Below are 12,374 nucleotides of genomic sequence, written 5' to 3'. Positions count from 1 at the left end.
CATCACGGTTAGTAGTTGATCCGTGACGTCCGGGAAGGGTGGAGGTGCTGTCTGCTCCCGCCGCCCCGTGCGGCGGGCCGCCATCTTGCGCTGGCCCCTGAGGGCCGGAGCGGGGCTGCGGCGCCCACGTGTCTTCGAGGATCGGAAAGGGAACCCCCATGAGCAGTCCTGAGACACCTGCGCCCGCCGTCACCGTCGCCCCGGCCGATGTCCGGTATCCGGCTCTGAGCCGCGGGTTCAACCAGCGCTGGATCGCCCGGCCCGAGTACGTGCGCATGGTGACCTCGCCGCGCGGGGTGGTCAGGGCACTGTCAGAGGCCGTCAATCAGCCGGCGGTTGATCCGGCACGTACCCGCGTGACCGTTCGCTCCGGTGGGCACTGCTACGAGGACTTCGTGTGCGGCGACGACGTACGGGTGATTTTGGACGTCAGTCCCATGTGCGGGATGCACTACGACCCCGACATGGAGGCCTGGTGCGTGGAGCCCGGGGCGACCAACTGGCACGTCTACAGCCACCTGTTCCCACTGTCGGGCCGCACCCTGCCGGCCGGGTCGTGCTACTCGGTGGGGCTGGGCGGCCACATCACCGGCGGCGGTTACGGGCTGCTGTCGCGCCAGGCCGGCCTGACGGTGGACTACCTGTACGCCGTCGAGGTCGCCGTGGTCACCGACCGCCGCACGGTCGAACTCGTGGTGGCCACCCGCGACTCCCCCGACCCCGACCTGCGGGACCTGTGGTGGGCCCACACCGGAGGCGGTGGAGGCAACTTCGGGGTGGTCACCCGGTTCTGGTTCCGTGACCCGCCCGCCCCGCCGCGCCGTGTCCTGGTCACCGCCCGCACCTGGAGCTGGCAGGGTTTCACCCAGAAGCATTTCACCCATCTGGTCAGCTCCTACGGCGAGTACTTCGCCGCCCACCAGGACCCCGCCACCGCCGCCGGCCGGTTGTTCACCCTGCTGACCCTCACCCACAGCAACCAGGGCACGAACAACATCGGCCTGGTCGCGCAAGTCAACGCCGACGGTGACGATCCCGGCGACGAAGGCGTCGCGGCCATGCTCGGCTTCCTGGACACCGTCGACAGCGACGCGATCCCCACCTCCGGGCCGATGTTGTCGTCAGTGGCCGAGCACGGTCCCATCCCCGACGCCTGGAAACCGAGACTGATGCCGTGGCTGACCGCCACCCAGGCGCTCAACAGCTCAGGAGAGAACCGCTGCGGCAAGTACAAGTCGGCCTACCTGCGCCGCCCCTTCTCTGGCCGGCAGATCCAGGCAATGTGGGACTACCTGGGCAACACCCACTACACCGACTACACCAACCCCGAGGCGGTCATCCAGATCGACTCCTACGGCTCGGCGATCAACCGCCCGCCCCGTGACACCGCCGTACCGCAGCGCGACTCGATCCTGAAAATGCAGTACCAGGTCTACTGGCGCCGGCCCAGCGACACCGACCCCGGTGACGCGGCCCGGCACGTGGCCTGGATCCGCGACACCTACCAGGCCACCTTCGCCGACACCGGCGGCGTCCCGATCGTCGGCAGCCGCACCGACGGCTGCTACATCAACTATCCCGACGTCGACCTGAACGATCCGGAGTGGAACACCTCCAACCAGCCCTGGTCTCAGCTGTACTACAAGGACGCCTACCCCCGGCTGCAACGCGCCAAGGCCCGCTGGGACCCCCTGAACATCTTCCGGCACCAGCAGTCGATCGAGGCATCCTCAGACCCCGCCGGCTGACCTGACACGTCCTTGATGAAGGCGTCCCAGGTCTGCCACCTGAGTCTCGGGCGCCTTCGCGGTCACCGGTTCTTGGCGGTGAACGTCAGGTGAGTGACGCCACTGGGCGTGGAGACCGCCTCGATCTGATACGCCTCCTCCAGCGACTCCAGGCCGTCCCAGAGCCGGACACCTCGACCGAGCAGGATCGGGACCTGGACGACGTGCATGTGATCGACCAGCCCCTCGGTAAGGAAGTCGCGAATCACCGAGGGCCCGCCGCCCAGGCGCACGTCCCGGCCACCGGCCGCCGCGCGGGCCTGGCTGAGCGCCTCGGCGGGTGAGGCGTCGAGGAAGTGGAAGGTGGTGCCGCCCTCCATCTCGACCGATGGCCGCGGCCGGTGGGTGAGCACGAAGACCGGCGTGTGGAACGGCGGGTTGGCGCCCCACGCACCCTTGTAGCCGGGGTCGTCCTGCCAGCCGGGCGGGCCGAACTTGCCGGCGCCCATGATCTCGGCGCCGATGCCGGGGCCGTGCATGGCGGCGAACGCGTTGTCGGCGCCGACGCTGCCGCCCCGGCCGCCGCGCATCTGATGCCAGAACCGGGTGGCGAACATCCACTCGTGCAGGCGTTCGCCTGCGTGACCGAACGGGGCGTCGGGGGCCTGACCTGCGCCGGTGGCAAAGCCGTCAAGCGAGATCGTGAAGTTGTGAACGCGGACGTCGGACATCAGAGTCCTCCTTCGATGGGTGAACTTCCTGGTGCACCTCCAGCATGAATCAATACGAGAATGACGTCCAATGCCTATTCCCATGGAAAAACATTGACAACATTAATCAATGACTGGCGGAGAAAACTGCACTGGCGGACGGGTGGTCACGTGTTGCCTTTGGCGTACACGTCAAGGGTTAGGGTCGCGCAGTCGTACCGGCCTTCAGAATCGAGATGCGATCATGGCTGATCTGCCCCGTACCCACCGAGAAGTACAGCGCCGGCGGCGACGGGGAGATCGGGTCGGAGTGGCTCGACCGGTTCGCCGCCTGGCTGCGCGCCGGCGACATCACTTTCCCGTACGTCAGTGTCCCGGGCATCCATGCGGCCCTCAGGCGTTGCACGACATGATGACCGGTCGACACCTGGGCACCGTGGTGGTCGCCCTTTAGAGACTCAGGAGGCCCGATGCGGATCGGCGACGCCGCGGCGGCAGCCGGCACCACCCCGCGTGCCCTGCGGTTCTACGAGCAGGAGGGACTCCTGCCCCCGCCACGGCGCACCGCCACCGGGCAACGCCTCTACAGTCCCGAGGAGGTCGCCCGCATACGCGTCATCCGCGACCTCCTCTCCTTCGGCCTGACGATCGCCGACCTGCGAGGTTGCGCCGACCGACTGGCCATGCTGGACACCGAGGTCCTTCCCGAGTACGGCGCTCCCGGGGGAGCCTGCTCCCGGCCCGCAGGCATCGCCGAACGCCGCCTGGCCGCCCTCGACACCGAGATCGCCCGCCTGACCGAACTCCGCGTCCGCCTGGCCGCCCAGCTACCGGATGTGCGAGTCGGTCAGGCGGACGACGCGACGGCTTGAGCGGCCTGGAACGCCACGCGCCGTACCTCGTCGGCCTTTCTGGTCTCGGTGGAGTAGGCGAGCGTGACGGCGATGTTCCCGCGCCGGACGAGCACGACGGCCGAACGCAGGCGTCCGTCCACGATCACCGCGCACGCCGCGTCGCCCAATCCCACGGGTTTTTCAACGACGCCCATGCCGGCAAGCGCGGCACAGGAGCGGTCGTGCTCGGCACGAGCGACCTTCCCGGGCTTCTTCGCGACGTCGATCTCAAGGTCGGTGTGGCCGGTGGCGGAGGAGGTGTACGTGGTCCGGCACGAGGCCTTGGCGCGCCCATCTCGCCCGAGGAGGGGCCGGCCATCGGTGATCGTCTTCATGCCCGCGAGAGCATCGCACGGGTCACGCAGCGCGAAAGGGCGGCCGTAGGGCAGGAACCCGAAGAACGTGGCGACAAGGACGCCCACCATGCCGACGACGAGACTGAAGATGAACGCGAGCAGGGCGGGCCCATAGGGTTGGCGCGCGACCTCCCGGAGCGAGTGCCGCCGCGTCATCGGGCGGCCGCCAGGATCGTCCCGGCGAGGCGTTCGAGCTCCAGTTCCCTACCGGGCGGGAACTTCTCGCCGGTGAGCCAAAGGACGAGATCGTCCCGGTGCCCGAGCACCCTGTAGCCCAGGCGTCCCGCGGAGTTCCATGTGCAGAAGACCCCTCCCGCTGCCGGGCCGCTTCCGCATGACGCGGCGCCTTCACTCCGCTCGTGGTCGAAGGCCGTCCTCGCCTCGCGCGCACCCGAGTACGTCACATACCTGGTGCCCTTGCCCTTCTGCTCGTCCACCCTCCGTTCCCCGTAACGCCGCAGCCGCAGACTGATCGCCGGGCCGGAACGATCCGGCGCCACAAATCGGCAAGACGCGATGCTCCACCCCGACTGGCGAGGATCGGGGAGTGTGGCGTAACTGATCCTCGCCTTGGGCAGAAGGCGGTCCAGCGATGCACGGTCCGGCAGATTGCAGGGCGAGGGAACCGCCCGGGCCGGGGCCTCTGTCTCGGTCTGATCGTTGGCCATCCCCCAGGCGACTCCACCACCGAGCAGCAGCCCGGCCATGCCCGCCGCCATCGCGGAGCCGATGCGCCCCCACGGCCACCCTTTGATCCTCACAAGTACGGGATTATGCCGCCAAGCGGCTTCAGCGCTCGTCGTAGGGTCGTCATATGAAGGGTCGTCATATGGGACCTGGGCACGAGGTATGGGCTGCCGGCGACGCCTACGAGGCGTACATCGGCCGTTGGAGCCGCAGCGTCGCGGACGCTTTCCTGCAGTGGCTGAACGTTCCGGCCGGGCGGCGGTGGCTGGATGTGGGGTGCGGTACCGGGGCGTTGACAGCGACCGCCCTGGCCACGGCGGAGCCCGCTCAGATCACCGGCGTGGACACCTCCGCGGCCTTCCTGGCACATGCCCGCGCTCACATCGTCGACAAGCGGGCCACCTTCCACCTGGCGGACGCACAAGCACTGCCCTTCCCCGACCAGCACTTCGACGTGGTCGTCAGCGGCCTGGCGCTCAACTTCGTTCCTGATCCCCACCGTGCCGCCGCAGAGCTCGCCCGCGTCACCGCGCCGGGCGGCCTGGCCGCCGCCTATGTCTGGGACTACGCCGAGGGCATGGCCATGCTGCGCTACTTCTGGGACGCCGCGGTCACCCTCAACCCTGCCGCAGCCGAGCTGGACGAGGGCCGCCGATTCCCCCTGTGCCGTCCAGAACCGCTCAGCCGGCTATGGGCCCTCGCCGAAATGGACGAGGTGACGGTGCAGGCGATCGAGGTGCCGACCGTGTTCGCCGACTTCGACGACTACTGGAACCCGTTCCTGGGCGGTCAGGGCCCGGCCCCCGGTTGGGTCATGTCGCTGGCCGGAGAGCGGCGCGACGCGTTGCGCGATCTGCTCCATGCACGCCTCCCCCGCGGCCAGGACGGATCGATCCCGCTCACGGCCAAAGCTTGGGCTGTACGGGGCGTTGCGCGTCCTAGGACATAGGTCCGATCCGGATGGCTGACACGATCCAGGCCTCGCTGGGGCATTGAAGTGTGAATCCGGGCGCGTGTCCGGCCAGTTCGCCCCGCTCGACGGTCACGCCCGCCGCCGCAAGCTCGTCGACGACCTCGGAGTAGCGCCGTCCGAGCATCTGAACTCCCTGACAGGTGACCGTTCGGGCGAGAGATGCGATGACGATCCCCGTCAGGACATCGTCGGCGGCGAACTCCAGCGTCAACCCGTGCTCAATGTAGGAATCCTCGCCCGCCGCTCCGTATTCGGGAACCGATTCCAGGCACGTGCCGAGCATGGCGCGAAGCTCGTCCCGCCGCATCCCGAGCCGCACCGGCCCGGTGCCCACGCCCGGCGTGACGTCGTGGGCGCGGAGCGTTCCCACGCGCGACTCGCCTTCCACGAAGTCACCCACGCTGCCGCGCCGGTCCTTGGGGAAGAGGCCGACCATGGTGACGTCTGTGTCCACGCACCACAGGTTGAAGCCGTCGTCAGGGAGCTCACACCCTTCGTCGTCTTCGACGATCCGGCAGCCCAGCTCTGCCAGATCGTTCCGAACGCTCTCGTACGGCCGGTCGAGCAACGGCACATCGCGGTGATAGAGGGGAACGTCGCTGACTTCGATATAGAAGAGACGCTCCCGGTCGTCGTGGTGCAGGATCAGCCCGCGCTCCACATACTGGTCGGCCAGCCCGATCTGGGCGTGCCCCTTGCGGAACGTGCGATGTTCACCCAGCCGCCGCTGAAGCACGGCCCGCTCCTCCCCCAACCGCGCCTCAGCCAGCCCTTCGAACGGCAGCACCTGGTACATGCTCATCCCCTCTCATCTGCCATCTCTCGCCCCGTGCGATCCCCCAGACACCGAAGCGCTCTGGGCTATATGTGATGGTCGCAGCATCTGACAGCGGAAGGACGTCAGACGCACCCATCATGATTGTTGGGGGAAATTTCGGGTGTGGGTGTGTCCGGAAGCGCGGGGGGCGTTCGTCACTAAGGTGCGATCACGTCACACCAAGGAGCGCAGAGTTGAAGTACATGATGTTCGTCTGCACCGACGCCGAGCCGGATCCGGATCCGGAGAACCGGCCTGACATCGACGTGTGGGTCTCGGAGAACGACGCGAGTGGCCGGCGCCTGCAGGGCAGCGCGCTGGCGCCGGAGTCCGCGGCCACCACCGTCCGGGTCCGTCAGGGGCAGCTGCTGCTCAGCGACGGTCCGTTCGCGGAGACCCAGGAGGTGATCGTGGGCTTCGACCTGCTCGAATGCGCCGACCTGGATGAGGCGATCGAGGTCGCCCGCGCTCACCCCATGGCCCGGGAAGGACGGCTGGAGCTCCGCCCGTTCGCCGAGCTCGAGCGGTGACGGACAGGCGACCGGCTGCGGCGGCTTCGGCCGCCGCAGCCGCGTGCTCGGACGCCTACCCCCGCATCGTCGCGGCCCTGATCCGCGTCACGGGCGAGTGGACGCTGGCTGAGGACTGCGCCCAGGAGGCACTGGCCCTCGCCTTGCAGCGGTGGCCCGAGCAGGGCGTGCCCGCGAACCCGGGCGGCTGGCTCATGACGGTGGCCCGCAACCGGGCGATCGACGTGTTGCGGCGCGCGTCGGTGGAACGCCGCAAGCTGCGTGAGCTGGCAGTGCTCGCGCTCACCGATCCGGATCCCGCAAGCGCACAGCCCGTACAGGAGGAGGTCGTGGACGACCGGCTGCGGCTCATCTTCACGTGCTGCCATCCCGCGCTCACGCTCGAGGCGCGCGTGGCGCTGACCCTGCGGACGATCTGCGGCGTGCCGGCCGCCGACATCGCCCGTGTCCTCCTGGTCAGCGAGTCGACCATGACCCGCCGGCTGACCCGCGCCAAGTCGAAGATCGCTGACGCGGGCATCCCGTACCGCGTGCCCAGCGGGCCGGCTCTCGCCGAGCGGCTCCCCGGCGTCCTGGCTGTGCTGTATCTGCTGTTCACTCGCGGCTACAACGCCGACGGGCGGCCCGCGTTCGCCGAGGAGGCGATCCGCCTTGCACGGCTGCTCAAGCAGCTCATGCCGGAACAGAATGAAGTGTCCGGGCTGCTGGCGCTCTTCTTGTTCCAGCACTCTCGCCGCGACGCACGCCAGGACGCCGAGGGCAATCTGCTCTCCCTGGACAGGCAGGACCGGTCCCGCTGGGACCACGCCGCGATCGCTGAGGCCCTCGACCTGCTTGCCGCGACAGGGCGGAACGGCCCATACGCGTTGCAGGCCCGCATCGCAGCCTGCCATGCCACTGCCGCGTCCGCCGACGCCACCGACTGGCGGACGATCGCGCGGTGTTATGACGAGCTGGCCCGGCTGCAACCCACGCCCGTCGTCCAGCTGAATCGCGCCGTGGCGCACGGCTACGCGCACGGACCCTCCGCGGGACTGGCGCTGCTCGCTCAGGCCCGCGCCGGCGGCTCCCTTGCCGACCATCCCCATGCCTTGGCCGTACAAGCCGATCTCACCGCCCGCCAGGGTGAGCATGATCGGGCTGCCGTGTTGTTCCGGCAGGCCGCAGCCCTGGCCCACAGCGAACCCGAACGCCGCGCGCTGCTCGACCGCGCCGATCGTGGATGAAAGATCCGTTGTCATGTGCCCCACCGACATGACCTTGCCGGGCCTTGCGCCGCAAATGGCACCCGTGGACGCCTGAGGTACTCCCCGCACATCAGGTCCAATGGCCGCGTTGCGTCGAACGGCGTACTGCTCATGTCGCCACCGGATGGACGCCACAGGGCGTACCGGTGGCTGAGTGTGAGCGCGTGAACGAGCGAGGAATCACTGTTGCCCTGCTGGGCCCGCTGGAGGTGCGCCGGGACGGGGTGTCGGTTCGTCTCGCCGGCGGCCGCGTGCGCACATTACTGGCCCTGCTGGCAGTCTCGGCGAGCGACACCGTGCCGGTGCAGCGGCTGGCGTCGGCCCTGTGGGGAGAGGACCTGCCGGTCAACGTCCGGCGCAGCGTTCAGACACTGGTCACCCGGCTCCGCCGCGCGCTGGGCTCGCACATGGTCTCCACGATGCCCGGGGGTTATCGGCTGGATGTCGAGCCGGACCGGATCGATGTGCTGCGGTTTCGCCGGTTGCTGGCCGAAGCGGGCCGCGCCCGGGACGCGGCCGAGGAACGCCGCCTGGTCGTGGAGGCGCTGGCGCTGTGGCGAGGCCCGCCGTTCGAGAGCATCGATTCGGACTGGCTGCGCACTGCGGAGTCGGCCTACCTGATCGAGTCGTACCTCGGCGCGATCGAGCGGCGGATCGACCTGGACCTGGCCGAGGGGCGTCACCATGAGCTGATCGCGGAACTGATGCGGCTCACCTCACACCATCCACTGCGCGAATCGTTGTGGGAGCGTCTGCTCGTCGCGCTCGGTCGCTGCGGCCGTCCGGCCGAGGCGCTGGCCAGTTATGAACGGCTGCGCCGCAGTCTCGCCGACGAGTTGGGGATCGACCCCTCGGCAGAACTGCGTCGTATCCACGCCTCTCTGCTTCGAGCCCGAACACCGTGAACGCGCAGTGGCCGCGCAATCTGGAGCTGGCCCGCCCTGAAGAATCGGACGGGCCGCTCAGTCATGGGGCCTGGCTGTCAAAGCTTGCTCTTGACGTAGTCGGCGGCTTCTTGGGCGTTGCGGAAGTAGAGCAGGTGCGCCAGGAAGCTGTTGCCGTTGCTGCAGACGGGATCGCCTTCCTGGCAGAAGTCCTTGATTTTGCTGCCGTACGGGCCGCTCGTGCCCTGCCCGCGCTGGGGGTTGCCGAAGAACAGGACGGCCGCGACTCTCGACTGCAGCGACGCGGGGATGGTGGCGACGCTACCCGTGCCGATGCCGATCGAACGGTTGAGGACCGCGGCGCCCTGCGAGTAGCCGGCCAGGACGAAACGCTGGCCCGGGCAGGCGGCGGCTTGGCTGGTGACATGGTTGACCATGTCGGTGTTGCCCTTGACGGGCGAGTCGGCGTCGAGGTTGGCGGGGTAGTTCACGGGGTAGGCGCTCACGGTCCTGCCGGTGAGCGTGGACCTCAGCGCGGTGTTGACGGGGTCGCCGACGATGACGCCGAGCGTGCCCGGCTCGAAGGTGCCGCGGGCGACCACGAACTCGATGTCGGTGCACGCCGCGGCGCCGGCGGACGCTTGTCCGGCGGCCGAGACGAGGCCGGCGGACGTGGCCAGCGCGGCCAGCACGATGCCGAACGTACGCTTGGTACGGGCGACAGGCATGGGGGGATACCTCTCTTCCCTGGACGGCCGACGGGGCGTTCAGCCGTGCGGAAGCGTCAAGGTAGTCACGCCCGGCAGCCAGGCCATCAATGGGCGCGACAAAACGGGCACCGAGCCCTATCAGGCGGCTGACAACCGGATCGGCGCACGTCAATCCGGGCTATGCGTTCATTGCATGGGCCTAGGTCTTGGACTCAGCCGGCGGATCCGCGCTCTCCTTGATCAAGAGGGACGTCCACGTCCCCGATCACCTTGATCTATCCGACAGGAGTACGCCCATGCGATTGCGCCGAGGGATCGGCCTTGCGGTGATGGCGCTGACCGTGGCGTCCGGCTGCTCGGGCACGGAGGCGGCCGCCGGCGACCCCGGCCCGTCCCGGCCGCCCGCCGGCTCGGGTGCGAGTCCGTCGACGCCGGAGAAGGGCGGCCGGCCAGCCGACCAGGCAGGTGCGGAACGGGTCGCGCAGCGCTTCGTCACGGCGGCCAACGCCGGGGACGAAGCGGGTGTCGCGGCCACGTTCGCCGAGAACGCCAGGTTCGACAGCGTCGGCCGCATCTACCCGTCGCGCAAGTCGATCATGAACGACTTCCTCATCCCGGAGGTGCTGCGGGTCGGCGGTCGCTACAAGGTCTCCGGCAAGCGCTGGGAGGCCGGACGTCACGTCGTGGACTACGACTTCTCGACCGGGCACGGCGGCAGCGAGAGCTTCTCGTACGCCTACCTGATCCGCGACGGCCTGATCCGCGATGTCATCGGCCGCTACCACTGATCGCCGGCCCTCTCCCCCGCCTTCAGGTAGGAGCGCACGTGACCACGAACCTCGCCCTTCGCCGGGAAGGGCCGCCCGGCGCCGTCACCCGGCGCACCTGGCTGGCCCTTGTCGTCCTGGCGGCGGGTCTCGCCATCGACACCGGCAGCGTCGCCGTCGTGAACTCCGCACTGCCGGTGATCGGACAGCGGTTCGCCATGGACGACGCTCTGCTGCAATGGACGATCACTCTGTACGCGGCCACCTTCGCGGGGTTCCTGCTCTTCGGCGGCAGGGCGGCGGACGTCCTGGGCCGGCGGTTCGTCTTCGCACTCGGCATGGGCATCTTCACCGCCTGCGCGGCCGCCGCCGCAGTGGCTCCGAGCGCCGAGGTGCTCGTCGTCGCCCGGGCTGGGCAGGGCCTCGGAGCCGCCCTGTCCGGACCCGCCTCGCTCGCCCTGGTGACCCAGCTGTTTCCTGAAGGCCCCCTCCGCAACCGCGCCCTGGCCGTCTACACCTCTGTCGGGGCTTCCAGCTTCAGCGGCGGCCTCGTGCTGGGAGGCGTCCTGACCGACGCCTTCGGATGGCGCTCGGTGTTCGCCGTGCTCACGGCGACGTCCCTCGGCGTCCTGCTGATGGTGCACGGCGTGCTTCCGCGCGGCACCTCGCTCGCGCAAGGTATGGATCTGCAGGGCGCCGTCCTCGCCACCCTCGGCCTGGTGTCGGCGGTCTACGGCGTCGGCAACGCCTCCACCAATGGGTGGAATGACGTGCGAACCTGGGCTCCGCTGGCCGCCGCCATTGTGCTGCTCGGCGGATTCGCGCTCTGGGAGCAGCGCGCCTCCGAGCCGCTGCTGCCGTGGACGATCTTCCGTTCCGCGCCGGTGCGGGCAGCGACGCTGGCCGCGGTGACGTTCTTCACGCCCGTGCTCGGCCTCCTGTTCTTCGCCCCCCTCTACATGCAGGGGATGCTGGGATACTCGCCGCTGGAGTCCGGCCTGGCGATCGTGCCGATGGGGCTCATCGTCATGGTCTCCGCCAACGTCGCCGGCCGCGTTCTGACCCGGGTCGGGCAGCGCCCGCTGATCGTCAGCGGGCTGCTCCTCATCGCCGCGGGCGTCGGTGCCCTCTGGACGCGTACCCCGGTCGAGGGCGCCTACCTGCCGCACGTCCTCCCCGGCATCGCCGTCATGAGCGTGGGTCAGGGCCTGGCCTTCGCCGCGCTCACGGCGGCATCGCTCACCGATGTCCCTCTGGAACGGCACGGCGTCGCGGGCGCGCTGAACGTCACCGCGCAGCAACTCGGCGGCAGCCTCGGCGTCGCGGCACTGGTGACCGTCTCCCAGGCGGCCGACACCACCGCGAACGCCGCCGGCGTGCTCGACGGCTACCACGCCGCCTACCTCGCGGGCGCCGCCGTCGCAGTGATCGGCGCACTGGTGATCGCGCTCCTCCCCTATGGGCCGCGGGACTGAAATCGTGTGGACGCTTCGCCGTCGATGCCGTACACAGACCGAATGCACGAGATCGAGTTCCGGGTGCCCGGTCACGGGCTGGTCGAGGTCCTCATAGACGGCGTCCTGCTCCTCGACCTCGTCCGCGAGGCTGAGCTTCCGTACGCGCGGTACGAGCAGCTCGAACGCGCTGAGGAGTTCGCACCCGAGGCGGCTCCATTGCTCGCGGGCGACTACAGCGAATTTCTCGGGCGCTGGACAGGCTGGCCGACCCGGCACTACCTGGGCGAGCCCGTCGAGGTCGCCTACAACCAGGACGACGGCGAGACCATGCTGCTCGGATGCACCTGCGGCATCGCGGAGTGCTGGGCGCTGCTGGCCAGGATCGAGCTCACGGACACGGAGGTCCGCTGGTCGGGGTTCCGCAACAACCACAGGGACTGGGACCTGTCGGCGACGCTCGGGCCGTTCGTCTTCTCCCGCCACCAGTACGAGACGGCCCTCACCCTTACCGCCGCCGACCCGGCCCAAAAGCCCTCGGAAACCGACCCGCCCACGCAAGCAGGTCAGTAGTTGTATGGTCCATCTCACCTACGGCGGCCGGCAGCGGTAGTGGGGG

The 12,374-nt window shown here is 69.2% G+C and carries 15 protein-coding genes; 10 read left to right on the top strand and 5 right to left on the bottom strand.

The window, feature by feature from the left end:
• Positions 1 to 158 precede the first annotated feature (158 nt).
• Positions 159 to 1,748: an FAD-binding oxidoreductase gene (locus F8566_RS31700; protein ID WP_151565520.1), complete on the top strand. Its 1,590-nt coding sequence runs from the start codon at positions 159 to 161 to the stop codon at positions 1,746 to 1,748.
• A 62-nt stretch (positions 1,749 to 1,810) separates the two neighbouring features.
• Here F8566_RS31700 and F8566_RS31695 read toward each other — a convergent pair whose 3' ends face one another.
• Entirely contained in the window at positions 1,811 to 2,458 is a 648-nt protein-coding gene (locus F8566_RS31695; protein WP_151565519.1) for a dihydrofolate reductase family protein, read from the bottom strand.
• 215 nt (positions 2,459 to 2,673) lie between these two features.
• Here F8566_RS31695 and F8566_RS50225 point away from each other — a divergent pair, with 215 nt between their 5' ends.
• Together F8566_RS50225 and F8566_RS31690 are read left to right on the top strand one after the other, a co-directional pair.
• A complete protein-coding gene (locus F8566_RS50225) occupies positions 2,674 to 2,850 on the top strand; it encodes a hypothetical protein (protein WP_192809949.1) in 177 nt (58 codons plus the stop codon).
• A 57-nt stretch (positions 2,851 to 2,907) separates the two neighbouring features.
• On the top strand, positions 2,908 to 3,309 hold the full coding sequence (locus F8566_RS31690; RefSeq protein ID WP_151565518.1) for a MerR family transcriptional regulator: 402 nt from the start codon (positions 2,908 to 2,910) through the stop codon (positions 3,307 to 3,309).
• Here F8566_RS31690 and F8566_RS31685 read toward each other — a convergent pair.
• Both F8566_RS31685 and F8566_RS31680 read right to left on the bottom strand, forming a co-directional pair.
• Complete coding sequence (locus F8566_RS31685) at positions 3,285 to 3,842, bottom strand: hypothetical protein (protein WP_151565517.1); 558 nt, start codon at positions 3,840 to 3,842, stop codon at positions 3,285 to 3,287. The genes F8566_RS31690 and F8566_RS31685 overlap by 25 nt on opposite strands.
• A complete protein-coding gene (locus F8566_RS31680) occupies positions 3,839 to 4,447 on the bottom strand; it encodes a hypothetical protein (RefSeq protein WP_151565516.1) in 609 nt (202 codons plus the stop codon). Before F8566_RS31680 ends, F8566_RS31685 begins: the two co-directional genes overlap by 4 nt.
• Positions 4,448 to 4,515: 68 nt before the next feature.
• Between F8566_RS31680 and F8566_RS31675 the strand changes: the two genes are divergently transcribed.
• Entirely contained in the window at positions 4,516 to 5,322 is an 807-nt protein-coding gene (locus F8566_RS31675) for a class I SAM-dependent methyltransferase (protein ID WP_151565561.1), read from the top strand.
• Here F8566_RS31675 and F8566_RS31670 read toward each other — a convergent pair.
• A complete protein-coding gene (locus F8566_RS31670) occupies positions 5,312 to 6,148 on the bottom strand; it encodes a hypothetical protein (protein WP_151565515.1) in 837 nt (278 codons plus the stop codon). The genes F8566_RS31675 and F8566_RS31670 overlap by 11 nt on opposite strands.
• 218 nt (positions 6,149 to 6,366) lie before the next feature.
• On the opposite strand from F8566_RS31670, the gene F8566_RS31665 reads away from it, so the two are divergent.
• The 3 genes from F8566_RS31665 (at position 6,367) to F8566_RS31655 (ending at position 8,845) form a co-directional block, all read left to right on the top strand.
• The gene (locus F8566_RS31665; RefSeq protein ID WP_225993695.1) at positions 6,367 to 6,693 is read left to right on the top strand and encodes a YciI family protein; all 327 of its coding nucleotides are present in this window, start codon (positions 6,367 to 6,369) and stop codon (positions 6,691 to 6,693) included.
• Positions 6,690 to 7,919, top strand: a complete 1,230-nt coding sequence (locus F8566_RS31660; RefSeq protein ID WP_151565513.1) for an RNA polymerase sigma factor — start codon at positions 6,690 to 6,692, stop codon at positions 7,917 to 7,919. The genes F8566_RS31665 and F8566_RS31660 overlap by 4 nt, the downstream gene beginning before the upstream one ends.
• Positions 7,920 to 8,104: 185 nt before the next feature.
• The gene (locus F8566_RS31655; RefSeq protein ID WP_192809948.1) at positions 8,105 to 8,845 is read left to right on the top strand and encodes an AfsR/SARP family transcriptional regulator; all 741 of its coding nucleotides are present in this window, start codon (positions 8,105 to 8,107) and stop codon (positions 8,843 to 8,845) included.
• A gap of 77 nt (positions 8,846 to 8,922) precedes the next feature.
• Here F8566_RS31655 and F8566_RS31650 read toward each other — a convergent pair whose 3' ends face one another.
• The gene (locus tag F8566_RS31650) at positions 8,923 to 9,552 is read right to left on the bottom strand and encodes a cutinase family protein (RefSeq protein WP_151565511.1); all 630 of its coding nucleotides are present in this window, start codon (positions 9,550 to 9,552) and stop codon (positions 8,923 to 8,925) included.
• A gap of 278 nt (positions 9,553 to 9,830) precedes the next feature.
• On the opposite strand from F8566_RS31650, the gene F8566_RS31645 reads away from it, so the two are divergent.
• Genes F8566_RS31645 through F8566_RS31635 form a run of 3 tightly spaced genes read left to right on the top strand, consistent with a single transcriptional unit; the run spans position 9,831 to position 12,328 of the window.
• Positions 9,831 to 10,322, top strand: a complete 492-nt coding sequence (locus tag F8566_RS31645; RefSeq protein ID WP_151565510.1) for a hypothetical protein — start codon at positions 9,831 to 9,833, stop codon at positions 10,320 to 10,322.
• 38 nt (positions 10,323 to 10,360) lie between these two features.
• Positions 10,361 to 11,776 (top strand): MFS transporter, encoded by a 1,416-nt coding sequence (locus F8566_RS31640; protein ID WP_151565509.1) that lies wholly within the window; start codon positions 10,361 to 10,363, stop codon positions 11,774 to 11,776.
• A 42-nt stretch (positions 11,777 to 11,818) separates the two neighbouring features.
• Positions 11,819 to 12,328: a hypothetical protein gene (locus F8566_RS31635; RefSeq protein ID WP_151565508.1), complete on the top strand. Its 510-nt coding sequence runs from the start codon at positions 11,819 to 11,821 to the stop codon at positions 12,326 to 12,328.
• The last annotated feature ends 46 nt before the right edge of the window (positions 12,329 to 12,374 follow it).

This window comes from Actinomadura rudentiformis (genome assembly GCF_008923185.1).
In the GTDB taxonomy this organism is placed as follows: domain Bacteria; phylum Actinomycetota; class Actinomycetes; order Streptosporangiales; family Streptosporangiaceae; genus Spirillospora; species Spirillospora rudentiformis.
This window is presented reverse-complemented; position numbering and strand designations above follow the sequence as displayed.

What these genes read in the sequence shown, in the direction of transcription:
- F8566_RS31700 (WP_151565520.1), top strand. Translation starts at nt 159, where the DNA reads ATGAGCAGTCCTGAGACACCTGCGCCCGCCGTCACCGTCGCCCCGGCC.
- F8566_RS31690 (WP_151565518.1), top strand. Translation starts at nt 2,908, where the DNA reads ATGCGGATCGGCGACGCCGCGGCGGCAGCCGGCACCACCCCGCGTGCC.
- F8566_RS31685 (WP_151565517.1), bottom strand. Translation starts at nt 3,842, where the DNA reads ATGACGCGGCGGCACTCGCTCCGGGAGGTCGCGCGCCAACCCTATGGG.
- F8566_RS31675 (WP_151565561.1), top strand. Translation starts at nt 4,516, where the DNA reads ATGGGACCTGGGCACGAGGTATGGGCTGCCGGCGACGCCTACGAGGCG.
- F8566_RS31665 (WP_225993695.1), top strand. Translation starts at nt 6,367, where the DNA reads ATGATGTTCGTCTGCACCGACGCCGAGCCGGATCCGGATCCGGAGAAC.
- F8566_RS31650 (WP_151565511.1), bottom strand. Translation starts at nt 9,552, where the DNA reads ATGCCTGTCGCCCGTACCAAGCGTACGTTCGGCATCGTGCTGGCCGCG.
- F8566_RS31645 (WP_151565510.1), top strand. Translation starts at nt 9,831, where the DNA reads ATGCGATTGCGCCGAGGGATCGGCCTTGCGGTGATGGCGCTGACCGTG.
- F8566_RS31670 (WP_151565515.1), bottom strand. Translation starts at nt 6,148, where the DNA reads ATGAGCATGTACCAGGTGCTGCCGTTCGAAGGGCTGGCTGAGGCGCGG.
- F8566_RS31635 (WP_151565508.1), top strand. Translation starts at nt 11,819, where the DNA reads ATGCACGAGATCGAGTTCCGGGTGCCCGGTCACGGGCTGGTCGAGGTC.
- F8566_RS50225 (WP_192809949.1), top strand. Translation starts at nt 2,674, where the DNA reads ATGCGATCATGGCTGATCTGCCCCGTACCCACCGAGAAGTACAGCGCC.
- F8566_RS31695 (WP_151565519.1), bottom strand. Translation starts at nt 2,458, where the DNA reads ATGTCCGACGTCCGCGTTCACAACTTCACGATCTCGCTTGACGGCTTT.